The organism is Neobacillus sp. SuZ13, from assembly GCF_030123365.1.
Taxonomy (GTDB): Bacteria; Bacillota; Bacilli; order Bacillales; family Cytobacillaceae; genus Neobacillus.
On record NZ_CP126107.1, the window covers coordinates 2,980,179 to 3,003,191 of the forward strand.

General features: G+C 37.8%; 20 protein-coding genes, 2 tRNA genes, 3 other RNA genes and 2 pseudogenes. 21 read left to right on the plus strand and 6 right to left on the minus strand.

Annotation, left to right across the window (positions count from 1 at the left end):
* The first annotated feature begins 71 nt into the window (after nucleotides 1-71).
* Nucleotides 72-1,337, plus strand: a complete 1,266-nt coding sequence (locus tag QNH17_RS14550; protein ID WP_283879510.1) for an MFS transporter — start codon at nucleotides 72-74, stop codon at nucleotides 1,335-1,337.
* An 829-nt stretch (nucleotides 1,338-2,166) separates the two neighbouring features.
* Here the strand turns inward: QNH17_RS14550 and QNH17_RS14555 are convergent.
* Complete coding sequence (locus QNH17_RS14555) at nucleotides 2,167-2,913, minus strand: AAA family ATPase (RefSeq protein ID WP_283879335.1); 747 nt, start codon at nucleotides 2,911-2,913, stop codon at nucleotides 2,167-2,169.
* A gap of 368 nt (nucleotides 2,914-3,281) precedes the next feature.
* Between QNH17_RS14555 and QNH17_RS14560 the strand changes: the two genes are divergently transcribed.
* From QNH17_RS14560 to QNH17_RS14580, 5 genes are all read left to right on the plus strand, one after another.
* A complete protein-coding gene (locus QNH17_RS14560) occupies nucleotides 3,282-3,785 on the plus strand; it encodes a hypothetical protein (RefSeq protein ID WP_283879632.1) in 504 nt (167 codons plus the stop codon).
* 689 nt (nucleotides 3,786-4,474) lie between these two features.
* Nucleotides 4,475-5,836, plus strand: coding sequence for an amino acid permease (locus tag QNH17_RS14565; RefSeq protein WP_283879336.1), 1,362 nt, complete (start codon nucleotides 4,475-4,477; stop codon nucleotides 5,834-5,836).
* A 327-nt stretch (nucleotides 5,837-6,163) separates the two neighbouring features.
* Entirely contained in the window at nucleotides 6,164-7,111 is a 948-nt protein-coding gene (locus QNH17_RS14570) for a helix-turn-helix transcriptional regulator (RefSeq protein ID WP_283879337.1), read from the plus strand.
* Between the two features lie 67 nt (nucleotides 7,112-7,178).
* Nucleotides 7,179-7,718, plus strand: a complete 540-nt coding sequence (locus QNH17_RS14575; protein ID WP_283879338.1) for a DinB family protein — start codon at nucleotides 7,179-7,181, stop codon at nucleotides 7,716-7,718.
* Between the two features lie 15 nt (nucleotides 7,719-7,733).
* A complete protein-coding gene (locus QNH17_RS14580) occupies nucleotides 7,734-8,198 on the plus strand; it encodes an EVE domain-containing protein (RefSeq protein WP_283879339.1) in 465 nt (154 codons plus the stop codon).
* A 212-nt stretch (nucleotides 8,199-8,410) separates the two neighbouring features.
* Here the strand turns inward: QNH17_RS14580 and ycaC are convergent, their stop codons facing one another.
* Together ycaC and QNH17_RS14590 are read right to left on the minus strand one after the other, a co-directional pair.
* Nucleotides 8,411-9,055 carry an isochorismate family cysteine hydrolase YcaC gene (gene ycaC / locus QNH17_RS14585; RefSeq protein ID WP_283879340.1) on the minus strand — a complete coding sequence of 215 codons (645 nt, stop codon included), beginning with the start codon at nucleotides 9,053-9,055 and terminating at the stop codon, nucleotides 8,411-8,413.
* A 194-nt stretch (nucleotides 9,056-9,249) separates the two neighbouring features.
* Complete coding sequence (locus tag QNH17_RS14590) at nucleotides 9,250-9,801, minus strand: NADPH-dependent FMN reductase (protein WP_283879341.1); 552 nt, start codon at nucleotides 9,799-9,801, stop codon at nucleotides 9,250-9,252.
* A gap of 222 nt (nucleotides 9,802-10,023) precedes the next feature.
* Between QNH17_RS14590 and QNH17_RS14595 the strand changes: the two are divergent.
* The 4 genes and pseudogenes from QNH17_RS14595 to QNH17_RS14605 form a co-directional block, all read left to right on the plus strand.
* Nucleotides 10,024-10,159, plus strand: a pseudogene (locus tag QNH17_RS14595) (low temperature requirement protein A); the annotation flags it as partial.
* 1 nt (nucleotide 10,160) lies between these two features.
* Nucleotides 10,161-10,389, plus strand: a pseudogene (locus QNH17_RS30035) (YxiJ family protein).
* A 292-nt stretch (nucleotides 10,390-10,681) separates the two neighbouring features.
* Nucleotides 10,682-11,878: an FAD-dependent monooxygenase gene (locus tag QNH17_RS14600; RefSeq protein ID WP_283879342.1), complete on the plus strand. Its 1,197-nt coding sequence runs from the start codon at nucleotides 10,682-10,684 to the stop codon at nucleotides 11,876-11,878.
* 445 nt (nucleotides 11,879-12,323) lie between these two features.
* On the plus strand, nucleotides 12,324-12,461 hold the full coding sequence (locus QNH17_RS14605; protein WP_283879343.1) for a hypothetical protein: 138 nt from the start codon (nucleotides 12,324-12,326) through the stop codon (nucleotides 12,459-12,461).
* A gap of 198 nt (nucleotides 12,462-12,659) precedes the next feature.
* On the opposite strand, the gene rnpB is transcribed toward QNH17_RS14605, so the two are convergent.
* An RNA gene (rnpB, locus tag QNH17_RS14610) (RNase P RNA component class B) lies at nucleotides 12,660-13,043 on the minus strand.
* A gap of 276 nt (nucleotides 13,044-13,319) precedes the next feature.
* On the opposite strand from rnpB, the gene QNH17_RS14615 reads away from it, so the two are divergent.
* The 8 genes from QNH17_RS14615 to QNH17_RS30040 all read left to right on the plus strand — a co-directional run bounded on the left by QNH17_RS14615 (nucleotide 13,320) and on the right by QNH17_RS30040 (nucleotide 17,285).
* On the plus strand, nucleotides 13,320-14,198 hold the full coding sequence (locus QNH17_RS14615; RefSeq protein ID WP_283879344.1) for an aldose 1-epimerase family protein: 879 nt from the start codon (nucleotides 13,320-13,322) through the stop codon (nucleotides 14,196-14,198).
* 120 nt (nucleotides 14,199-14,318) lie between these two features.
* Nucleotides 14,319-14,447 (plus strand): hypothetical protein, encoded by a 129-nt coding sequence (locus tag QNH17_RS14620; protein WP_283879345.1) that lies wholly within the window; start codon nucleotides 14,319-14,321, stop codon nucleotides 14,445-14,447.
* A 113-nt stretch (nucleotides 14,448-14,560) separates the two neighbouring features.
* Nucleotides 14,561-14,651: transfer RNA gene (locus tag QNH17_RS14625), tRNA-Ser, on the plus strand.
* Between the two features lie 9 nt (nucleotides 14,652-14,660).
* Nucleotides 14,661-15,024: a transfer-messenger RNA gene (gene ssrA, locus QNH17_RS14630) on the plus strand.
* A gap of 18 nt (nucleotides 15,025-15,042) precedes the next feature.
* Nucleotides 15,043-15,114: transfer RNA gene (locus QNH17_RS14635), tRNA-Lys, on the plus strand.
* Nucleotides 15,114-15,197: signal recognition particle sRNA small type (ffs, locus tag QNH17_RS14640), an RNA gene on the plus strand. Before QNH17_RS14635 ends, ffs begins: the two co-directional genes overlap by 1 nt.
* A 643-nt stretch (nucleotides 15,198-15,840) precedes the next feature.
* Nucleotides 15,841-16,356: a YkvA family protein gene (locus QNH17_RS14645; RefSeq protein WP_283879346.1), complete on the plus strand. Its 516-nt coding sequence runs from the start codon at nucleotides 15,841-15,843 to the stop codon at nucleotides 16,354-16,356.
* 848 nt (nucleotides 16,357-17,204) lie between these two features.
* Complete coding sequence (locus QNH17_RS30040; protein ID WP_481858625.1) at nucleotides 17,205-17,285, plus strand: putative holin-like toxin; 81 nt, start codon at nucleotides 17,205-17,207, stop codon at nucleotides 17,283-17,285.
* A gap of 325 nt (nucleotides 17,286-17,610) precedes the next feature.
* On the opposite strand, the gene QNH17_RS14650 is transcribed toward QNH17_RS30040, so the two are convergent.
* Nucleotides 17,611-18,060 (minus strand): hypothetical protein, encoded by a 450-nt coding sequence (locus tag QNH17_RS14650; RefSeq protein WP_349632578.1) that lies wholly within the window; start codon nucleotides 18,058-18,060, stop codon nucleotides 17,611-17,613.
* 176 nt (nucleotides 18,061-18,236) lie between these two features.
* On the opposite strand from QNH17_RS14650, the gene QNH17_RS14655 reads away from it, so the two are divergent.
* A complete protein-coding gene (locus QNH17_RS14655; protein WP_283879347.1) occupies nucleotides 18,237-18,380 on the plus strand; it encodes a helix-turn-helix domain-containing protein in 144 nt (47 codons plus the stop codon).
* 95 nt (nucleotides 18,381-18,475) lie between these two features.
* On the opposite strand, the gene QNH17_RS14660 is transcribed toward QNH17_RS14655, so the two are convergent.
* Entirely contained in the window at nucleotides 18,476-18,910 is a 435-nt protein-coding gene (locus QNH17_RS14660) for a CBS domain-containing protein (RefSeq protein WP_283879348.1), read from the minus strand.
* 396 nt (nucleotides 18,911-19,306) lie between these two features.
* Here QNH17_RS14660 and QNH17_RS14665 point away from each other — a divergent pair, with 396 nt between their 5' ends.
* Together QNH17_RS14665 and ppsA are read left to right on the plus strand one after the other, a co-directional pair.
* Nucleotides 19,307-19,756 (plus strand): DUF421 domain-containing protein, encoded by a 450-nt coding sequence (locus QNH17_RS14665; RefSeq protein WP_283879349.1) that lies wholly within the window; start codon nucleotides 19,307-19,309, stop codon nucleotides 19,754-19,756.
* Nucleotides 19,757-20,408: 652 nt separating this feature from the next.
* A complete protein-coding gene (gene ppsA, locus QNH17_RS14670) occupies nucleotides 20,409-23,009 on the plus strand; it encodes a phosphoenolpyruvate synthase (protein WP_283879350.1) in 2,601 nt (866 codons plus the stop codon).
* Nucleotides 23,010-23,013 lie beyond the last annotated feature (4 nt).

The window sequence follows — 23,013 nt, forward strand, 5'->3', positions numbered from 1 at the left end:
GACCGATATCACCCCATATTTATTAAAAATGATGTAAGAAAAATAGAAAAGAAGTGATAAAGTTGAAGTTTGTGTTTGGTAAGAACGATGTTGAAGGAGCCGGACAAATTCATCCGGCGGCCAAAAAACTTATGCTGGTCAATGCCATTCGAAGTATTGGACAAGGCATGCTAGTTGTTGATTTGTCTCTATACCTCGCTGCACTGGGTTGGAGCACAACGGCGATTGGAAGTGTGCTTGCTGCCGGAGGTTTGCTTGGTGTAGGACTAGCCCCAGTCATAGGTATTTATAGCGATCGACTGGGGAGAAAACCCTTTATCCTTTTTTCTGAACTATTAACAACCGGATGTGCGTTGATTGGGATATTATCTACAAATACTATTTTGTTATTTATTGCAATCACACTTTCTGGTTTTGGGAAAGCGGACGCCGGTTCTCCCAGTCCGTGTGCCCCGGCGGAGCAGGCTTGGCTGGCGGCCTTTATCCCAAAAATAGAGCGTGGAAAGGTATATAGTCTGAATAATGCTCTTAGCTTTTTCGGAATGGCGGCGGGTGCAATGCTGGCGGGGATCACGGCCTTATGGAATCATAACTTTCTAGGAGACTCTTCCTATCGCCCTATATTCTTCTTTATTTTCGTTTTATCCTTTGTGACCGCGTCAATCATTTTAACCATTCAGGAAGGAAAAACTGATAAACAACCAGGATATATAAAAGAGGAGTCAGGGGATCAGGAAAAGAGAATCCTGCGCGAAGAAAATTCTGCGGTCTTAAAGCTGGCAGCCATTAACATCCTTAACGGGATTGCCATTGGGCTTACGGGACCGATGATGTCTTATTGGTTTTCGGCTAAATTCGGGGTAAGCAGTATACAGATTGGAGGCACATTGGCTGTCACTTTTTTTGCGACAGGTGTTACCTCGGTATTACAAGCAAGATTATCCCACAAACACGGGACAATAAGGTCCATTGTGCTAGTACGTTTCATTGCAAGCCTGTTTTTGATTTTGATGCCCTTACTATCGTCCTATGCACTTGTTTCTGTCTTGTATATCATACGAACGGCTTTAAACAGAGGTACACAAGGGGCACAGCAAGCGTTGAGTGTGAGTTTAACTCGTGACATGCGCCGTGGATTCGCATCAAGCATCAATATCTTTTCAATAAGGCTGCCCATATCGATTGGACCGTATTTCACCGGCTATCTTTTTGGATTGGGTTCACTGGCCCTGCCTTTTTACATAGCATCTGGTTTACAATTCAGTTTTGCTTATTTATATGGAAAAGTCTTCAGCTCCTACGAAATTCGAATGAAATCCCATGCTTCATCGGGGTGATGTTAGGGTTTTAGGATTTAGGAATTTTTAGCTATACATTTTCAACAAAAACGAGGCAGGTTTATGGATAAAATGAACCTAGATCTTTTGGCAGAAAGTAAAAGAGGCAGCTGTACAAATTCTAATAGGTAATCTTACAATCAAGCAACTAGAGTCCATTTCCACAGGATGTAGAAGTAAATAATATTGTTTTTTTTTACGGGTGTAAATGCCTATGCTTTACGATACGTTTTTTACATAATGGGAATGGAAAAGTAGGTGATCAAAAAATATATTTACAAAACGAAGCTCAAACACTAGGGATTTCAAAGGTTATGTTTGATGCTAATTCAAATTTTATTTTTCGCCAAGATAATAAATTAGGAATTTTAAATCCTAAGATTTATTGTGAATCAATTTAGCTGGTGTTAAAAAATGGATAGATAAAAATGAAAATAATACTGTGGTTTTAGAACTTGCCGCTAATCTAATTTCTATTGAGTAACTGATCGTTTATTGTTTTTTCAATCTTCAATAAGAATAATGATAATAAATAAGTGGATTCCTTTAAATAAAAAAACACAAAACTATTATTCAAGATTTATTTGGAGTTTATTATGATTTTAGCCGCCTTTTTAGTCTGTATGGCGCAATTGGATCGACTAAACATGCTTTTGAAAACAACCGATAAATAAAATTGGCTCGTAACCTTCCTTATAAGTTTATGTGTATCATTAGTTGTTCAAATCTTAAACATTATTTGAAAGTATCCAATGAGTTAAAAGGGTAAAATGTCAACTTACGGGAGCGGAACGCGTGCTTCCTTTTCCTTTGTTTCTTAAGTCTTTACTCAAGATTCCAAAAGATGATGAAGCATCCTTTTAGGATCATTTAAAAACTGTTTCATGATCTGAAAATGATTGGTTTCTTCAAGTTTTTTCTCTTGTATTCCATCTTCGCTCAATTCGTATATGAGTGAGTTTGGGTACGACATGATGATTGGTGAATGGGTTGCAATAATGAGTTGGGAGTGTTGATTCACTAAGTCATGGATTCTAGTAACCATAGCCATTTGCCGTAAGGGAGAAAGAGCCGCTTCAGGTTCATCAAGGATATAGATTCCATTCCCGCCAAAACGATGAACAAAGGTGGAGAAGAAGGCCTCTCCATGCGATTGTTCATGAAGGGATTGTCCGCCAAAAGAGTTGATAATCTTCGGACCTCCACCACCCTGATCCAATTCCTCAATATTCGAAGCTACATTATAAAAGCTTTCCGCACGTAAGAAGAAACCGTCTCTTGGCTTATCAATCCCCTTGATCAATTTGAGATAGTTTGTTAATTCAGAGTGGGAATCAAACGTAGAAAAGTTGAAATTAAAGGATCCACCCTCTGGATTAAACCCTAATGAAACGGCGATCGCCTCCAATAATGTAGATTTCCCCATTCCATTCTCACCAATCAGGTAGGTAACCTTGGGATGAAAGGGAAGATGATCTAATGACCTAATACTAGGAAGATTGAATGGATACTGGGTAAATGCAGGTACATCCTCTCGCTTTAAAATTACACTTCTCAAATAAGGGGAATTTATCACATTACCTTACCTACCTAACTTTTTTACCATTATTCTATCATATGTGGAGGCTAACCCACGCAAAAATTAGGCTTGGAAAATTAATTTTGGACGATATACGCTTTTACATAAAATAAGCTGAAAAATGACTAAAACATCAAAAAATGCCCTCAAATTTGAAATTTGGTGATTCGCATTACCCTGCCAAACTCGATATCGTAGAAGAGCAGAGGATACGGGCTTTCACCTAAATCCCGCGTAAAGGACATGGAGATAGAAAGAGTGTCATAAAAAATTCACTTTCTAGTGAAAATCCTATGACCTTTTTCTTCGTTTCTTTCTATATGAAATATGAATGAATTTTATTAGAAGAAAGGCAGTGGTTGAGGATGGCAAAGTTTAGAAAAGTACGTATTGATTTTTGGATGGATCCAATGGTTTCAGAGGAAATGACACCAGAGGACAGATACTTTTATTTATATCTTTTAACGAATCAGCGTAGTACTCAAATTGGAATCTATCAGATTACAACTAAAAGCGGTAGCTTAGCAGGTGACCTTTTATCCTTAGTTTCTGATTTTCATAGCTTGTTCTCTCGTGACCGACAACAAGAACTGCAAAACATCTATTCTTCTTTAGTCGATGATGCTTTTATATTTTTAGCGTGGGGAAGAGACATTATTGACTGTGAACCATTTAAACTGCTAGCTGAAAGATGTTTTTCAACTTTACCTCAGAATAAAGTAGTTTTAGGAATACCCGGAGAAGATGATCTAAAGTTCAAGCATCCCTTGCCAAGGGGACGAGGTGGAAGTCCGAGAAAATGGTTGCAGGAAGTTGAGGATTGCTTTAATGAGCATTTTAGGTATCTAAGTGAAAGAGAAATATTATGATCCTTTAAAAGGAAAGATAAAAGCGAGTTGGTCATAAAATCCCAACTCGCTTTTTTAAATTGCCCCTGCCAAGGAACTTTATTTTACCATAAATGATAGGTAAGTGTTTAGCTTATTTAATAAGGTACCTATCCCTAATATAAAGCATCTTATTGGCACAACCTTTCAGAATCTTCTTCTTTCTATTTATAAGAAATGAAGGTGGAAAGTAAATCCCACTATATTCCTTTAGACTTTATTCCTCTCATTTTGTGTGTATTAACTTAAAAAAATCCCGTCCGATCCATTAATGGACTTGAGGATTTTACGTTCACTCACAAATTATCGTTTCACAAATTAATTTAGAGTAATTATTCTTAAAATAAACCTTTTTGGATGCTTATCTGTGATATATATAAACAAAGATAAGAGGTGCACCATTCCAAGTGATATATTGCAGATGCTGTACATAAGGCGGAAAAGCGTTAATTCCGATCATTGCTAGAAAATTCTTAACAGTTTATAACCTTTTAAATGAAGAGAGAAGATTGATGTGAACCAAGTTTAGTTCTATGCTTCTATGTTAGTAGATAATTTTTTCATCTTTTCAGACTTCTTCTAGCATTATCTTCGTTTTTAAGGTACAGTTTAAAAATGTACTTTTTCTTAACTTTTTTACGAACAAATAGTTTTAATTGGAGGAATTTAGGTTGGGTAATAATCATCAAAGTGAGAATCTGCAACGGGGTTTAGATAACAGGCATATCCAGTTAATTGCACTTGGAGGTGCCATTGGAGTCGGACTGTTCTATGGCTCAAGTGCAGCCATTCAAATGGCTGGACCAGCCATCATGGTCTCCTATTTAATCGGAGGCTTGGTTATTTTTATCATTATGAGAGCACTAGGTGAAATGGCAGTCGATCTACCAGTTTCGGGTTCATTTAGTTCCTACGCCAATCGATATATAGGGCCGTTTGCAGGTTACCTTAGCGGTTGGACTTATTGGTTTATGTGGCTTGTCGCTGGAATGGCGGAAATAACCGTGGTTGGTGTTTATGTGAATTACTGGTTTCCAGATATTCCACAATGGCTGACAGCACTCGCTGTGCTTGTCGTGATTACCATGGTAAACCTTGCTAATGTAAAAGCATTTGGTGAGTTTGAATTCTGGTTTGCATTGATTAAAGTTGTAGCCATTATCGGAATGATTCTCGTTGGATTAGGAATCATCTTTCTTGGAATTGGAAACGGAGGTCAGCCCGTAGGTTTGGCCCATCTTTGGACTCATGGTGGATTCATGCCAAATGGAGTCAAAGGAATCTTAATGTCCTTGGTTTTTGTGACGTTTTCATTTGGTGGAGTGGAATTGGTTGGAATTACGGCAGGAGAGGCAAAAAATCCTCAAAAATCAATCCCGTCGGCCATTAACAGTGTTGTCTGGCGGATATTAATTTTTTATGTGGGTGCATTGGGAATTATGATGACTCTCTATCCTTGGAATCAAGTAGGCACGAAGGGCAGCCCATTTGTATTAATTTTTGATAAAGTTGGAATTCCTGGTGCCGCCCATATCATTAACTTTGTGGTCCTAACAGCCGCATTATCTGCTTTTAATAGTGGGTTATTCAGTTCCGGAAGAATGCTCCACAATTTATCCCTGCAAAATAACGGTCCGAAATATTTTGGAAAACTTAATAAGAATGGCAGCCCGATCCGTGGAATACTGTTCACGTCATCGCTGTTATTATTGGCCGTACTACTGAACTACATTGTTCCCGAAAAAGTGTTTATGTACATTTCTTCTGTTGCCACAGTAGCGGTTATTACCAGCTGGGCGGTTATCCTTATTACACATTTGAAGTTCAGGCAATCAAAAACAAAAAAAGAAATTGAAAAACTAGCATTTAAACTTCCGTTATATCCAATTTCAAACTATTTAGCATTGATGTTTTTAGCACTTGTCATTGTCTTAATGGCTTTTATTGAGGGAATGCGAATTGCTTTAGTTGTAGCACCTATATGGTTTACGATTCTATATTTCGGATATAAAATGATTAAAAAGTTCGACTGACAGTTGCTTTGAAAAAGAAACTGTTGGATAAACCTAATGCAATGCATTACTTTGAAAATGTTCTGTTTTTTTGTGAAAATCAAAAACAAGATACGCATATGTATGTTGAGAATTACACTTAAATTAGCGAAATACAGAGCTGCCAATTGTGGCAGCTTTTCTTAGTGTGCAAGAAATGGCACACTAAGGATGGACTACTTATAGTAGTCTTTTAATTGGGAATCCTTTGGCAAAACATCAAGGATGATAAAAAGTGGAAAAAAATGATGACTGAAAAAATAGACTTTTCCAAAAATAGTATTTAGTTTCGCGGGGAGATATAGTTGTATGAACAAGACAGATCGATTGTTAGCCATAGTGCTTGAGTTGCAACGCAAAGAGGTTTTACGAGCTGAGGATTTGGCATCTACATTTGAGACAAGTGTGAGGACCATCTATCGAGATATTCAGGCTCTGAGTGAGGCGGGTGTACCGGTGATAGGAGCCCCCGGAATGGGATATTCCTTGATGGAGGGATATTTTCTTCCACCGATTAGTTTCACAGTGGAAGAAGCCGTGACATTGATCATAGGAACGGACTTTATCGAACAAAGATTTGATGTTGACTATGGCATTGGGGCTCAAACCTCTCGCGGGAAAATTGAGGCTATCTTACCTGAAAGTGTTCGCAGAGAAACATCTCGGGTGCGTAAGACGATACGGTTGCTTTCTTCTGGTGAAGATGTTACGTGGGTAAAAGAGAAAGAATACATCGTATCAGTCCGTGGAGCGATATTGGGGGAGCGGAAAATAAGCTTCCATTATTTGAAAAGAATACCCGAAGCGGATGGGAATCGACATAGCTTTCGTGTTGTGGCTCCTTATGGACTTGTGCTTGTTAAAGGATCATGGATACTAATTGCACAGTGTGATCTGCGTAAGGAAATTCGTCATTTCCGGTTGTCAAGGATGACCGGGCTTACGATTCTTGAAGACCGTTTCAAGGTACCAAGCGATTTTAATTTGAACGATTACAAGCCACCGGATGATCGCAATGTTCGTGTAATCATTCAGATCAACCCTGACATAGCAGATAAAGTGAGGGAATCAAACAACTTTTACTTGGAAGCAATAGAGGAGCATGAGAATCGTTTGCTTGCGAACTTTCGCGTTCGTCAGCCAGACGAGCTACTGCATTGGGTACTTGGCTGGGGTGCAGATGTCGTTGTGTTGGAACCTGAATCTTTCCGAATACGGATTCGTGAAGAAGCCGAAAAAATGTTGAAACGCTACTGACATACTGTTGTCAGTAGCGTTTTGTTATAGTCAGATTAAATTAGGATAAAGGAGTTGTTTGAAGGATATGAATACAATGGAAGCATTACAGAAGTTTAAAGTCTTAGCGTTTCATTATCTTGGTGAATTGGATAATTTCAGTATGGAGCAGTTAAAGAGACAACCGAGTGAGGACGAGTGGTCGATTGGACAAATGTATCAGCATCTGATTAACTCGGCTCTTTATATGCATCTTCGCAATATTGACCATTGCATAATGCAGAGCAAGAATGCTTTGGTCTCTCCAATGGAAAAAACAAGGGAAGGTGCAGCGATATTTGAACAGAATGGCTTCCCTCCCATACGTATTAAAGTTCCGCATTCCCCACAGTATACACCTGTGCAGCCGGAAAGCAAAGAACAACTGATCCAAGGTTTGAACACCGTAATCCATCGAATGGAAGAAGCGGAGCCAAAACTTCAAAAGGCACCAAAACAGAATACAGTCTCCCATCCGAGATTCGGTGCGTTACATGCGAAAGAGTGGTTTTTACTTATTGAAATGCACTTTCGTCATCATCTTCTTCAGTTGGACCGTTTGAAAAAAGATTTAGAAAGGAACGTTTAAATGATGGAGAGGGACATGACAAGATTATTAGGTGAGCAAAGCCGCTACTGGATTGGCGTCGTATCCGCATCACATGTAAAGCTGGGGGTTTTAGGTGGATTTGCCCAGCTCTGCCATGGCAAATCAGGACCTTTAAAGCGTATGTGTCCTAACGATTGGCTGATATACTACTCTCCACGAACGGATTTGGCAAAGGGAGAGGCGCTCCAAGCATTCACCGCCATTGGACAGGTTGCTGATGAAAGAGTATACGAATATCAGATGTCCGAATCCTTTGTGCCATTCCGCCGAAATATCCGATATATACCATGTCAGGAAGTAAAGATTGCCGATTTATTGGAGAAGCTTAGCTTCACGCGTGGGAATCGAAATTGGGGGTATTCCTTCCGCTATGGTCATTTTGAGATTGGGCAAGAAGATTTTCTGACGATTGCTGGCGCCATGCTGGGAGATGCGGAATACATTACAAAGTATACCTAATAGCCAATACTGTGCTAGTTTTGCTTTTTTATTTGCCATTACCGATGTCAAAACGCGGATTTACAACGTTAAGGAAATACATATATAAAAAGCCTAATTTCTCAGGTGTTATAAGTGAGAAATTAGGCTTTAGTTACTTATGAAAGACGCTTTTTCCTGAATAAGCCAGAAGCTTTATATTGGAAAAAGTGAGTTATAAATAAGCTGCTATTCTAGTTAGGCTGCTTGCTGAAATCTCTCTGAGCTCCCCTATAGCTTCCAATAAGATTTTGATAACCAGGAAGATGGCGAGAAATTAAAGCGCCAAAACCTTCAACATCATTGCGCCAATCACGTTGTAATTCGCATGCTATGCTAAACCAGTTCAGAAGCTGCACCCCACCATGGGCCATACGCATTAATGCCGCATCCGCTACTTGTTTACTGAATGTTCCAGAAGCATCAGTAGCAACAAATACTTCATAACCAGCGTTCACAGCGGAAAGTGCAGGAAATGCAACACAAACATCTGTTACTACGCCCGCAATGATCAGTTGTTTTTTCCCAGTTTCTTCGATTGCTTTGACAAAATCTTCATTATCCCATGCGTTAATTTGTCCAGGACGAGCTATTTTTGGCGCATGAGGAAAAAGTTCAACCAATTCTTGCATGAGTGGCCCATTAGGCCCGTTTTCAAAGCTTGTTGTTAAAATAACTGGTAAATCAAAAAACTTAGCAGTGTTAGCAAGAGCCATAACATTGTTCTTGAATTCATCAACACCATAGTCACGCACAAGACCGGAGATAAGGCCGGTTTGATGATCAACTAAAAGAACGGCAGCATCATCTTTATTAAGACGAGAATAGAAATCAGACATTTTATTGTCCTCCCTTTAATTAAGTATAAGTAATCGAAGAAGATTCATAGATTGGAAAATGGATGTTAAACTCCTTCGTTTGTTCCAATGTAATTGAACGAACGGATTACTGGAATTCGTTTTCTAAAAACTCATTATGTGTTAGTAGTATTTTCATAAAAATGATTGAAAAAGCTTGGACTTTTTCAATTAATCTAGAGCTGGAGTGTGTTGATCCACTGAATAAATTGATGTAAATATTGTTGAAGATAACGTTTTGTTTGTTCGTCTGTAAGGACTTTCTGTTCAGAATCAATCTTTTTATGTACTTGGGAAATCAACACTTTTTGAAATGGAAGAACATGAACCTGCATGGCCTCTAGTACTTGTCTTATTTGCAATTGAGCAAAGGCAGTACCTAATCCCCCAGGAGTTGCACCAATTAAACCAACCGGTTTTCTACTAAGAACGGCGGATTCCCGAGGTCTTGATGCCCAGTCCAACGCATTCTTTAATACGCCTGGAATTCCAGAATTGTACTCTGGACTTATAATAATGATACCGTCAACGTCCTGGATAGCAGATTTAAATGATGTCACTGTTTCTGGAACACTTATTTCTAAGTCTTCGTTGAACAAAGGTAGATCATTAATCTCGATCCAACGAAATTGAAGGGAATCATCCATCTCTGTTAATGATTGAGCAATGATTCGATTATAAGAGTTTTTTCGTAAACTACCACAAATAAGGCCGATGGTCTTAGTCATACATTTCCTCCTTGTTTAAAATTATTTTAATGTTACCATAATATACCAAAACAAAAGAGTGTCGTTATACCTAATTGTCTGATTATTTAATTGAGTTTTCTTATTATTCGGCTAGTGTTTTGCAAGCTATGGCAAATGGTCTATGTCAATTTTATTTTCTTTTTCAATTACTATATATTTCAATCATCCTAGTAACTATAAAGAATTGGAGGGAGTGTAGAAATGAAAGAAAAGAAAGTGGCCTGGTTAAAACTCTTTTAAGATTGTTTAATTTGTAGCGGAGGTTGCGGCTGCGACTCATGTTTTACTTCATGTTGAAGATGGTCATATCCATGCAGAGTATTTAGTAAAGTTTGTAAATGCAAAAGGATTTCAAAAAGAAGATTCCCAAGGAGGATTGCTTAAAGGCCGATCTGAATTTCTATTGGATGAATATCGCTGGATGCTTAAGCTATGTATTCAAAGGAAAGGAAAATCCCACAAGGCCAGGTAGATTGGCTTCATTTATCCTTCTTTGACATTTTTGAACAATATCGTTATTTGGAAGAGAAAATCTCCGATTATCAACGTTTTTCAAAGAATATATGAACAACGAAGAAGCACGAAAATTATTGTTAGAGTATTTATCGTTAACTAATCCTTGTTAAGCTAACGGGAGCAAGAGTTGAAGGTCCAGCTGCCATTTATGGTGGCTTTTTCTTCTTGTGCTAACGAAGCAGGAGGGAGTGGAAGAGTCCAGATTAATCATTGGTCAGCAAACGGGCCATTTTGTTGATTAATTAAATTCCTATTATTTTGTTGTGATAATTAAGTAAAAAAGACCGTAAATATACTGTGGATATGTTAAGACTTTAATTAGGATAGGAGTGAATAAGCAAATATGAAACAAAGGATGCGCGTCCTTATTTCTGGTGCGAGCATTGCCGGTCCGGCACTCGCTTACTGGCTTCATCGGCACGGATTCTCCGTGACTGTAATAGAACGTGCACCAGCATTGCGCATGGGTGGTTACGGGGTTGATATCCGTGGTGCAGCCATTACGGTGCTTAAGGGGATGGGTATACTCGGTCAAGTTCGTGCATCTGACACGAACATGACTGGAGTTTACTTCGTGAACTGCAAAGGCAAGATTGAATGTCAAATAAGCGAAGCAAGTATGGGGAACCAGCAGGGTCTGGACATCGAAATCATGCGTGACGATCTTAGTAACATTTTGTACGATTTAACCAAGGATACAGTTGAATACATTTGGGGAGATTCGATTTCCGCAATACATGAGACTGAAGCAGGTGCTGAAGTTCAATTTATACATGGCAAGCCACAGACATTTGACCTGGTCGTCGGTGCGGACGGGCTCCATTCAAATGTGCGCACCTTAACTTTTGGCGATGAAGCACAGTTTAAACGTACGCTTGGCTGTTATATCTCGATTTTCACCCTCGAGAATTACAACAACCTCGACCACCGCCAATTGTTATATACGATACCAGGCAAAACTGTAGGTATGTATAGCGCTCGTGACAATACCGAAGCAAGAGGAATGTTCTTGTTCCAATCAGCGGAATTGACGTACGACCGCTATGATACAGAATCTCAAAAAAAACTTGTTGAAAATGCCTTCTTAGGCCATACCGGTTGGGAAACCTCGCAATTACTCAAAACCATGAAAGATGCAACAGACTTTTATTTTGACGAGATTTGTCAAATTCACATGCCGACATGGTCAAAGGGGCGGATTACATTGGTAGGAGATGCGGCGTATGGCCCATCACCTTTATCGGGTCAAGGCTCTAGCCTGGCGATTGTCGGGGCTTTTATATTAGCTGGTGAACTTAAAGCTGCAGATGGCGATTTCGCCCGTGCATTTGTTGCCTATGAACAAAAAATGAGAAAGTTTGTTGAGAAAAATCAAAAAATAGGACGAATAGCTGCAGGGAGTATGATTGAAAAATCAAGCTTCAAAATCTTTCTACGCAATTTAATGATGCGTATTCCCGCCATTATGGTTGTACAATTTAAGTTGATATCGAAAATGATCGCGAAAGCTGCTAACGGGATAGAGCTGAAAGATTATTGATATGGATAGTTATAGAAGAGTTTTAGCCCAACATTAATTTTGGGGTTGGAGTGTTGCTATCAACAAGTGACATAACAAATAATGGTGACTACCATTCAGTAAAAATAAAACCCGAACAATTTTCCGCTTATCAAGCTAAGCGTAAAAAAGACCCTTAAGCCTTTAAAAATATTTTCAATCTTCCGCAATCGGGCGCTTTTCTTTAATAAAAGGGTGTCTTTTTATAATGATTTAGATTCTAGAACAATACAATTAAGGGATTAGATGATAAAAGTGTATAAGAGATTGTGAAGGTTTTCCCAAGCTAATCAATAAGGAATTAATGAAGATTATTTTTGATCGACTTACATCATAATTTTGGTGACTTTGCGCCTTATTAGGTATCATAAAAAAATTTTTATATAAAAAATGTAGAGGGACAAACTAGATTTGAAAGGGTGAAGTTATGGAAAAGAATAAAAAATCATCGGAGAATTTAAGTTATGAGTCAGATGGAAAAATGGGTAAAAACCATAATACGGTAAAAGATAACAAAAAAGATCAGGCTGATGATTTCTTTAATACCACACAAAACAGCGAATAAAAAATAAAACCTACTTACAACCTGTGTAAGTAGGTTTTTACTAGATTTTACCAACAGATGAAAACAAGCTATCCGAATGGGACAAATATTTATGTATGTTGTGCGGGGATTTAAAACTTGGACGATTGATTTAAAGCCCTAAAATCTCGTCCAACCCGCAATCATTTGTAGCTTTGAACGATAATTTGCTTATGAAATGGCTGTAAGCCAGGTTTTGTCCTTCCGTACTACAATCGGCAGCAAGCCTCGTACTAGAAGTGTAGTCATCTATCTACCGGCCAATGGCCGATTCATCCGTTAGGTTCATTTCCCGCAGGATGATGCCCCTACCATAATTTGGGTTGCTCGCTCGTGGGGTTTACCCGTTCCATCTTTTCCGTTTCCAGAAAAGCTCGTCACTGTGGCACTTTCAGGTTAATCTCAGCATATCCAAAAGGACTTAGCATGATTTCACCGCCGTCAGCCGAAATGTTTAATCGGCTGCCCACCTTTGCAGATGGCACGAACACTACAGGCATCTCAGCACTGTGCGAGCCTGGACTTTCCTCAGCTCCTGTAAAGGAACCGCGACTACTCACCATTTCATGTTTTTGAATTCGTTCAGAAGCGACAACACATACTATATCAAGGATACGATGATAAATCATTAGTAGTTTCATTCCAATGTTTCCAATTATGTTTGTTATTTTTAGGTTAATTTCTCCAAAGGTCAATTTAATATTTAATTTAATACTTTCCACAGCAACAAAAGTCACAAAAAAAATGGTACAAGGTAATTTATTGAGATTTGTACTTGATATTATGAAGGATAACTTCACACCATGATTCATCTTAAACATTAGAATTGAGGGAAATAAGATGCTTGTAATTGAAAATGATTGGCTAAAGGTAGATATAGAAAGAAACGATGCAGAAGTACGAGGAGTAAAGCATAAGAAAAATGGGCTAGACTATATGTGGACAGGGGATAACGCTTACTGGGGACGAGTCTCTCCTGTCTTATTTCCGATTGTTGGACGGTTAAAAGGGGATCAGTATCAACTGGATGATCATACCTACAAGATGTCACAGCATGGCTTTTTGCGTGATGTTGTATTCGAAGTAGAAGAGCAGACAGAAACAACCGTTTCTTTTGTGTTTGAGTCTGCTGGACGCTTCAGTCATGTTTATCCTTATGAATTTAAAGCGATCATTCGTTATTTAATCAAAGAGGATTCACTGATGGTTCAGTGGAAAATAGTAAATGAAAACAAGGAAGAAATGTATTTTTCAATCGGTGCTCATCCTGCATATAAGATTCCGCTTGTAGAAAATGAAACCATTGAGGACTACCGTTTAAACTTTACTCCTGCAGCAAATAAACATGTAATGGAATATGAGCTAAAGGATTCTCTGATCCATGAGAGAGGAAATGCAAATGATATTTCAACAATTCAACTCAAGCCCTCTTTATTTGCACATGATGCTCTTGTCTACAGCAATATCGATCAAATTACACTGGAATCTAATAAATCAGGTCATGGAATAGAAGTATTGTTTGATAAATTCCCGTTTGTTGGAATTTGGTCGAAATATATGGACACTACTGGCACTATAGCACCATTTGTTTGCATAGAGCCTTGGTACGGTATTGCCGATACCTATAAAACATCTGGGAACTTGAAGGAGAAGATGGGAGTGAATAAGCTTGAAGCAGGAGAAACATTCCAAGCTGAATATAAAATGAAGTTTAAATAACAGTCGAAAGGAGATTGTCTATTTGTTTCTAATTATTAATGATAAAGTTAGGCTTCCATCCAATCCTATTTAGGTGAATGCTCATAGATTACATTGACTATTAATAAAAGGAGGATATTAATGTATTACTACATTCTTTATCATCACTATCATCCTTGGTATAGACCAACAGTAATTCCATTTATTCCTCCACCACCAGTGCCGCCAGCAGCTGTTACCTATCGGAATATGTTGAATGGATTTCGGTAATCAGTAAAATCGGGACTTTTGAACTACCAAATTTTACAGCTATCTTCCAAATTGAATCAATGATATATTGTTCTTGTAAGTTCTTAACGGAACTGACGCAAAACTTTTATTACAGAGAAGTACTCAAGAGGCTGAAGAGGCGCCCCTGCTAAGGGTGTAGGTCGGGTAACCGGCGCGAGGGTTCAAATCCCTTCTTCTCTGCCATTATATTATGGGGATGTCTTGGTATCGACAGGGATTGTTTGAGCTTATATTGCGAGTCGAGGGATTCGGCCTCGTTAAAACGATAAAGCCTATAACTGGCAAACATAACAACAACTTCGCCTTCGCTGCCTAATAACAGACGATAGCGGTTCCTCCCTCCATCGTCCATGTGGTAGGGTAAGGGACTCATTCCAAGTGGACTACGCCGGATTCCACCGTCTGAGGATGAAGGAAGAGAATAACCAGACTAGCCGCCTCAATGCCTGTCGGTAGGCTAAAAGAAGTGGGCGAAACCTAATTCTACTGACTACACTCGTAGAAGTATAAGTGCCAAGATCTTTGCACACGGGTTCAACTCCCGTCATTTCCACTAAAACAACAACTAATTTTTACCGCAGTAGTAAAGTGGCAGTCCATTTGGCGTTTAACCGATCGGTCGTAGGTTCGAGTCCTACCTGCGGAGTTTAGTCCAACAAAGACACTAGGAAACTGGTCAGGGCGGGAACGCAGCAGCCATAACTAGTGAAATTGTGTGGGCTATTACATAGACCTAAAAAAGCTCAAAACGCTAAACTCCATTTTAATATGGGGTTTAGCGTTTTTTTCGTTCTAACAATTTGGTGTAATTTGACAAACTGGTTGATGATCGACTTGCATTTATTTGTCAATGATTACGGCCATTGAAATGTACCACATCTGACATAATTTTTACCACCGAATGACAAAGAATGCAACAAAGAATGACAGACTGTTAACTACTGCAATCCATCTGGTGATAAAAGATAAAAAACCATAGTTTTGAGTATCAAAATGTTATAAAAAATTGATTTTCTATTAGATCAGTTTTCTGCAAACGTTCCAGATTAACCCTTGTATTACGTAGTAGACTTATACTACGCAGTAAAAATGGCCTTACACTTAAACGATATATGGAATTCCAAAACAAACAGAAACAAAAAAGTTAATAAGCATAAGTAGGAATGTATCTACTCATTTTTGTTTTTAAGACCAAGAGTATTTCATCGGAGAAGTATATAACCTAATCTATAAAGGTTAGTAGAGGAAAAGGCAAAATGTAAGCAACTTCAACTTAGTAATTAAAGTACTAGTGTTTTAAATTAAATGATGATAAATGGATAATTGTGGTGTAAAATGTATTTGAAATTTACTAATTCTTGGAGTGATTTTTATGTTAAAAAATCTATTTAAGAGGAAAACAGATCTAGACGAATTATCCTCATCTAATATTGATGAAGTCGACGAATTTGATATTGAAGAAGAACTAGTTGCTGAATTAAAAGATGAAGCAGAAAAACTGAATGCTGAAGATATAAACCAACACGAAGAGTATTTCTCTGAGGAAAAGTTTTGGACTAAGGTTCAAAAATTTTCTAGAAGAGCTGGAACTTCTGTAGTCTACGCCGTTCTATTACTTTATTACACACTCCAAAAGCCAGATGTACCATTAAAAGTTAAAGCAACCATTGTTGGGGCTTTAGGTTACTTTATTTTACCTCTAGATGTTATACCCGACTTAGCAGTTGGTGTAGGATATACTGACGACTTAAGTGTTGTAATATTCGCTTTAATTCAAGTAGCTTTATATGTGGATGATGAAATTAAAATGCAGGCCAAAAATAAACTAAGAGATTTATTTGGCAATAATATAGATACAACTGAGATTGATAATAAACTAGGTAGATAATGATATTATGAGTCTGTTTCCAAAGTTTTTGGAAACAGACTTTATTTTTTTGGATTTGTGGTAAGAACTTTAACGTTTTATTGGAGTTTAAATACATGGAGAATTAGACGAATCACTAATAAGCTGCAAAACAAATTCATTTGTTGCACAGTACAAATATATTATTTAAATGAAAATGATATTCCACAAACGGCGTGATAGCGGAATACCAAAAGCCTAAATCCTCGGTGAAAATAAAAGAGGATTTAGGCTTTTTTACTTCGCTTTTTTATTAATGCCCCTGCCAAGGAACTTAATTTTACCATAAATGAGAGGTAAGTGTTTAGCATTTCGAGGTCATGTTGAACATGATATACAACACCTCAACATTAATATGGGTTAAAGCATTCTTTAGGGAAAAAAGAGAATTTTTGAGAAATATTGAGTTTCACATATCCATCACGCACCCATTAAACTAATTCAGGGGTGATGAATGTGTTACATCGAAATCAATTTGATATAACTGAGTATAATCAAAAGTATTTTCGTCCTTCTTGCTCACCAGTTTTAAATTTGAGATTTGACACTTGGAAGTTGTTTAATTCTTATTTTGATTCTAATTAAGATAAAAAACACTAACAAATTCATATTCCAAAAGAGTACACCAATATGAAAAACACAATTCTTAATTAATAAGGTAAAAACTATAAAATTTTAAATGAAGAAGAATTTATTCAATTAATTAACCGGTAAGTAAGAAGAGAACATTCGTTCTATTTTGATTTTAAATATGATAAACTATAAATGGAATAGAATAGGATTTCACAAGGGTGGTCGGCTTACTCCTAGCAGACAGGGGGTGATGCTGAATGACAGTTTTTGAAGCTTTAATGATTGCGATTGCTTTTGCTAGTTTAATCGTAGCCATACTGTCATTTAAACAAAAATAATCCACCCTTGAGTTAACGGCTCGGGTGGATTATCACACCAATTAGCTGATCCCCTATGTGGGAACCGTCTATTGCTGGACCGGACATGTTGCTGCATGTCTGGTCTTTTTTAATTTATTCATTATTAATTTTATTATAACTCATTTCTATACAATCGCAAATTTTTCAATAACATACAACAGTCCAGAAGAGAAAGATATGAAAGTAACATGGATAGAATATTAAAAAATATTAAATATCCAAAGATAATCATAAACACGAACGCCCACTATCTACAATAGTGAGCGTTTTCCATAAAGTGAACCTCATATCCAGTTATTTTAAATCAATGCACTTTTAGCAGCGTTTTATCAATTTCACGAATTTGATCATAGGAATTCACTAATCTTTCAGGTACCAACGTTCTGCCAAGATCCCAGGCATTGTTTTCTATTTTTGCTAGAAATTCTGCTTTTTCATCATCCTCAAAATACTTTAACACCCGTAAATCATGTTTGTTGTTCTTGAAGACTAAATGATAACCGAGCTGACGATAGAGAATAAGTTTGACGCAGTCTTCATCTGTCGCTTTAATTTTAAAGTTAATATTCGCTATGTATCCATTAATTTGTAAATAATTAAACTTAAGGGTATTAGTAGAAACGTTAAAACTCATCGGTGCCGGCAGGGTATTGTTAAATACATAATCAATCGTTATTTTGTGCTCTTCCAATGTATTTTCTATAATTCTCTCAATATCTCTTATATAAAGCATCTTTTCGACACAACCTTTCAAAAAACCTCTCCTTTTTATTTTTAAGAAATCATTGTGGAAAGTAAATCCGACTATGTACCTATAGACGTTATTCGTGTCGTTTTGTTGATTAACTTTTTGCACTTCCGGTCCATCGACTTAAAAAAGGTAATTCTTAAGAAGTTCCTACCAGGCCAAAAAAAGTGGAGGTAAGACCAATGAATAGATATATTGCATTTCAAAAAATTATTGAGCCTAACAGCTTTACCAAAGCAGCAGAAGCACTCGGATATTCACAATCAGCTATCAGCCAAATGGTTAATTGTCGATTAAACTACTTTATTGTTCTCGTGTGGGAGTGAAATTGACATTAGAAGAGGAGGGGGAAGATTTATCATATAAAAAATGGTGGCACAGACCAATTTCTGGGTCTGTGCGCTAATTAAAAGTCCTTTACTTATTGTTGAGGTGCGGAAGGAGTTGAAATACTTTGTAATGCCTGTTCCGCTTCGTTTGCATATTGATTTTGTACCGCTAAATCACCTAAAGCAACCATTCCTACTATTTGTCCATTCTCGATTACCGGCAATCGGCGAATTTGCTGCTGTGCCATCAAATTTGCTGCTTGATGAACATCCATATCAGGTGTACCTTGTACGATTTGCTGTGCAGTCATGACTTGAGATACTGGTGTTTGTGCATTTTCTCCTTGTGCTGTCGTACGAAGGGTAATATCACGATCCGTTACAATTCCAACCATTTGTCTGCTGTTATTTACAACTGGGATAGCTCCAATATTATATTCGCTCATTAACGCTGCTGCTTCCTGTACGGTCTGTGTTTCGTTAACTGTAACAATATTTGATGTCATTATATCTCTTAATTGTGCCATGACACTACCTCCAATTAAATTTATCCTTTATAGGATAGGGTACTTTGGTGATATTATTAATGGTAATTTTTTTCAAATATAAGCTGTATAGTTTTTTATTAAAATGTTCAACTAAAGGGTGCAAGAGTTGAAGATCCGAGTGCCAGAAATGGCAGCTTTCTTTTTCAACTAAGGTGTAGGTTAGTTTTAGTAGAAACTAGGTTATTCGCACTTATTCTTACTCTAAAAAATACCTATATTTAAATTTTTTGTTATTATCTAGTTTTTAAAGCTATCTACATATTAGGTATGTATTTAACAAATAATAACAAAAAATTAAAAAGAATGAGAGAAATGATGGATTTTTTCGACGATCTACCTACCTTACCTTAAATATTTAAGGCATTGTTAATTTTTTTGGCTGTAATTATGCTTTTGCATATCGCAGGAAAGAGATCGCTTGCAGAAACGACAGTTTCGGAAGCAGTGTTAAGGATTTCGATTGGTGCTGTACTAATCCAACCTTTAGCATTAAAAAATGAATGGGAAGCAATATATGCTGGAACTTTGCTTATTATAGGAATTGTAATATTAGCGAAAATACAAATATGGATACCAAAATCCAGAAAGTTTATTATTGGAGTCCCATCAGTACTAATTAATGATGGAAAGATGAAATTAGAAGAGCTTAAAAAAGCCAGACTAACGACAGATGAGCTACAAGGTTCACTTCGCCTAAAAAACATAGGAAATGTCGAAGATGTAGAATTGGCGATATTAAAGTCCAATGGTAGATATCGACTACCCTTAAGCCAAACAAAGTACCTTCAACTAAAGAAGATATTCAAAAAATTTTGGATATATTAGCTTAAAATGGTATTCGTCCCTCATCACAAACCCAGTCTGAAGCGAAAACTCCACCATTATTTCAAGAAGCATATGACGAGGGAAAAATTGTGGACAATTTGCCTCAGGTACATTAAATAAGCTACCTTTTTTTGTCGTTAGGACAACTCATACTAAAGCATTGTTCTTCAACTAAGGTGAGCAGGAGTTAAAGATAAAGGTCGCTTCGGCGATCTTTTTAGTTTGTTGAACAAACAGATCAGTTTAGTTTATGTAAACATGGGCCTCAGGTGCGGATGTTCTATATGGAACGTATACCCTTACGCCGATGGCGAGAATGTAGAAGGATTCAAAGTAATAGAGACAGCATCAAGCAAGATTAACTTCTTACATAAATTCAAAAAGAAGTGACCGATTCCGGTCACTTCTTTTGTACGCTTAGATGCACTATTGATATCGGAACAATATTGGAAAGAAAACCGCTTTTGAATATGTTTGAAAACAAAATTACAAAAGTTAAAGTTGAAGTTGAAGTTCGCTGCGACGGGCTTTTTTCTTTAACTCTTTCTAATTTAATTATACCATTTAAAAAATGGCAAATATAGACTGTTTATTCCCATTTACAACTGCTAAAATTCAATAGAAACTTTAATGATATTGTTGGAGGGATAGAATGGCTTCAGTGGTTTTCGGTTTTCAGGAAATGGAAAAAACACAGCTTATGCTCGTTGGTGGAAAAGGGTTGAATTTAGGGGAATTATCAAAAATTCAAGGAATACAAGTACCAGAAGGATTTTGCGTTACAACCGTGGGATATCAAAAAGCCATCGAACATAACGAAACATTTCAAGCATTGTTGAATCAACTAACGATGCTAAAAGTAGAGGACCGGAATCAAATTGGATATATCAGCAGCAAGATTCGGCAAATGATAATGGAAGCTGAAATTCCTTCTGATGTGGTGACATCAGTTGCTGACTATCTCTCCATGTACGGCAATGAACATGCTTATGCCGTTCGTTCGAGTGCGACTGCGGAAGATTTGCCACATGCCTCTTTTGCTGGACAACAAGACACCTATTTAAATATCATCGGAAAAGAAGCCATCTTGGAGCATATCAGAAAATGTTGGGCTTCACTATTTACGGATCGAGCGGTTATTTACCGAATACAAAATGGATTTGACCACAGACAAGTTTATTTATCCGTGATCGTTCAAAGGATGGTTTTCCCACAGGCTTCAGGGATTTTATTTACTGCTGATCCGCTTACTGGAAGCCGCAAGCTGCTATCAATCGATGCCAGTTTTGGGCTTGGAGAGGCGCTAGTCTCTGGCATGGTCTCTGCCGATTGTTACAAAGTACAGGAAGATCAAATCGTAGGTAAGAGGATAGCAACAAAAAAATTGGCTATCTATGGACGAAAAGAAGGCGGAACAGAGACACATGAGATCGCTCTTGATCAGCAAAAGACGCAAACACTTACTGAGGAACAAATTTTGCAATTAGCTCGGATTGGAAGACAGATTGAAGCTCATTTTGGCTGCCCACAAGACATCGAATGGTGTTTGGCAGATGATACATTCTATATTGTCCAGAGCCGGCCAATCACTACACTTTTCCCGATCCCTGAAGCAAACGATCAGGAAAATCATGTCTATATCTCTGTCGGTCATCAACAAATGATGACCGACCCCATAAAACCATTGGGATTGTCTTTTTTCCTATTAACAACTAATGCACCGATGCGTAAAGCTGGTGGAAGGTTGTTTGTTGATATCGCTCGTCAATTGGCTTCACCTGTCAGCAGGAACATGTTTTTAAATATGATGGGCCAACACGATCCACTCATGAAGGACGCCATTATGAACATCGTTGAGCGTGGAGATTTTATAAAATTATTACCAAATGATCATGAAGCACCGAGGCCCTTGAGAGACAATACGGATATGCTGGCACAAATCGAAAACAATCCCTCCATTGTTTCTGAGTTGATTAAGAAAAATCAAACATCGATCGAAGAGTTAAAACAAAACATTCAATCGAAATCTGGATCGGATTTATTTGATTTTATTCTGGAAGATATAAAGGAATTAAAGAAGATTTTATTTGACCCACAAAGTACAGCGACATTTATGGCTGCTATGAATGCTTCAACCTGGATCAATGAAAAAATGAATGAGTGGTTAGATGAAAAAAACGTAGCAGACACGCTTTCTCAATCTGCACCAAATAATATTACTTCGGAAATGGGTCTGGCACTATTGGATGTCGCAGATGTGATTCGTCCTTATCCAGAGGTAATTGATTATTTACAACATGTAAAAGATGAAAACTTTTTGGATGAACTGGAACAGTTTGAAGGAGGAAGGGAAACCCAAGACGCTTTCAATGCTTTTCTTAACAAATACGGAATGCGATGTGCCGGTGAAATTGATATGACGAGAACACGTTGGAGCGAAAAACCAATAATACTTGTCCCTTTGATTCTTGGTAACATCAAAAACTTTGAGCCTAATGCTGGCAAGCGGAAATTCGAGCAAGGACTTCGTGTTGCTTTGGAAAAGGAAAAAGAGTTATTAGACCGATTGAAACAATTACCGGATGGTGAACAAAAGGCCAAAGAAACAAAACGAATGATTGATCGAATCCGGAATTTTATCGGGTATCGTGAATATCCAAAGTATGGAATGATCAATCGCTACTTTGTTTATAAGCAGGCATTACTGAAAGAAGCCGAACAACTCGTGAATTCGGGCATTATTCATGAAAAAGAGGATATCTACTATCTCACATTTGAAGAATTCCGCGAGGCGGTACGCACAAATAAACTGGATTACCAGATTATTAACAAACAGAAAGCCGATTACAAATTATATGAAAAACTGGCTACTCCGCGTGTGATCACATCTGATGGTGAAACTCTCTCAGGTGCGTACAAACGAGAAAATCTCCCAGCCGAAGCGATTGCAGGTCTGCCTGTTTCTTCCGGCGTGATCGAGGGACGGGCGCGTGTTATCTTAAACATGGAAGATGCTAATCTAGAAGAGGGAGATATATTAGTCACTTCCTATACTGACCCAAGCTGGACACCATTGTTTGTATCTGTAAAAGGCTTAGTCACCGAAGTTGGTGGACTAATGACTCATGGAGCCGTGATCGCACGTGAATATGGGTTACCGGCCGTTGTTGGAGTAGAAAATGCTACCGAACTGATAAAAGACGGGCAACGAATTCGCGTGCATGGGACAGAAGGGTATATCGAAATAGTGTAATTGC

Bases quoted from the DNA above. Each gene is read 5' to 3' on its own strand.
- QNH17_RS14580 (WP_283879339.1), top strand. From the start codon at position 7,734: ATGACAAGATTATTAGGTGAGCAAAGCCGCTACTGGATTGGCGTCGTA.
- QNH17_RS14605 (WP_283879343.1), top strand. From the start codon at position 12,324: ATGGAAAAGAATAAAAAATCATCGGAGAATTTAAGTTATGAGTCAGAT.
- QNH17_RS14575 (WP_283879338.1), top strand. From the start codon at position 7,179: ATGAATACAATGGAAGCATTACAGAAGTTTAAAGTCTTAGCGTTTCAT.
- ycaC (WP_283879340.1), bottom strand. From the start codon at position 9,055: ATGTCTGATTTCTATTCTCGTCTTAATAAAGATGATGCTGCCGTTCTT.
- QNH17_RS14615 (WP_283879344.1), top strand. From the start codon at position 13,320: ATGCTTGTAATTGAAAATGATTGGCTAAAGGTAGATATAGAAAGAAAC.
- QNH17_RS14620 (WP_283879345.1), top strand. From the start codon at position 14,319: ATGTATTACTACATTCTTTATCATCACTATCATCCTTGGTATAGACCA.
- QNH17_RS14590 (WP_283879341.1), bottom strand. From the start codon at position 9,801: ATGACTAAGACCATCGGCCTTATTTGTGGTAGTTTACGAAAAAACTCT.
- QNH17_RS14655 (WP_283879347.1), top strand. From the start codon at position 18,237: ATGAATAGATATATTGCATTTCAAAAAATTATTGAGCCTAACAGCTTT.
- QNH17_RS14570 (WP_283879337.1), top strand. From the start codon at position 6,164: ATGAACAAGACAGATCGATTGTTAGCCATAGTGCTTGAGTTGCAACGC.
- QNH17_RS30040 (WP_481858625.1), top strand. From the start codon at position 17,205: ATGACAGTTTTTGAAGCTTTAATGATTGCGATTGCTTTTGCTAGTTTA.
- QNH17_RS14560 (WP_283879632.1), top strand. From the start codon at position 3,282: ATGGCAAAGTTTAGAAAAGTACGTATTGATTTTTGGATGGATCCAATG.
- QNH17_RS14645 (WP_283879346.1), top strand. From the start codon at position 15,841: ATGTTAAAAAATCTATTTAAGAGGAAAACAGATCTAGACGAATTATCC.
- QNH17_RS14600 (WP_283879342.1), top strand. From the start codon at position 10,682: ATGAAACAAAGGATGCGCGTCCTTATTTCTGGTGCGAGCATTGCCGGT.
- ppsA (WP_283879350.1), top strand. From the start codon at position 20,409: ATGGCTTCAGTGGTTTTCGGTTTTCAGGAAATGGAAAAAACACAGCTT.
- QNH17_RS14660 (WP_283879348.1), bottom strand. From the start codon at position 18,910: ATGGCACAATTAAGAGATATAATGACATCAAATATTGTTACAGTTAAC.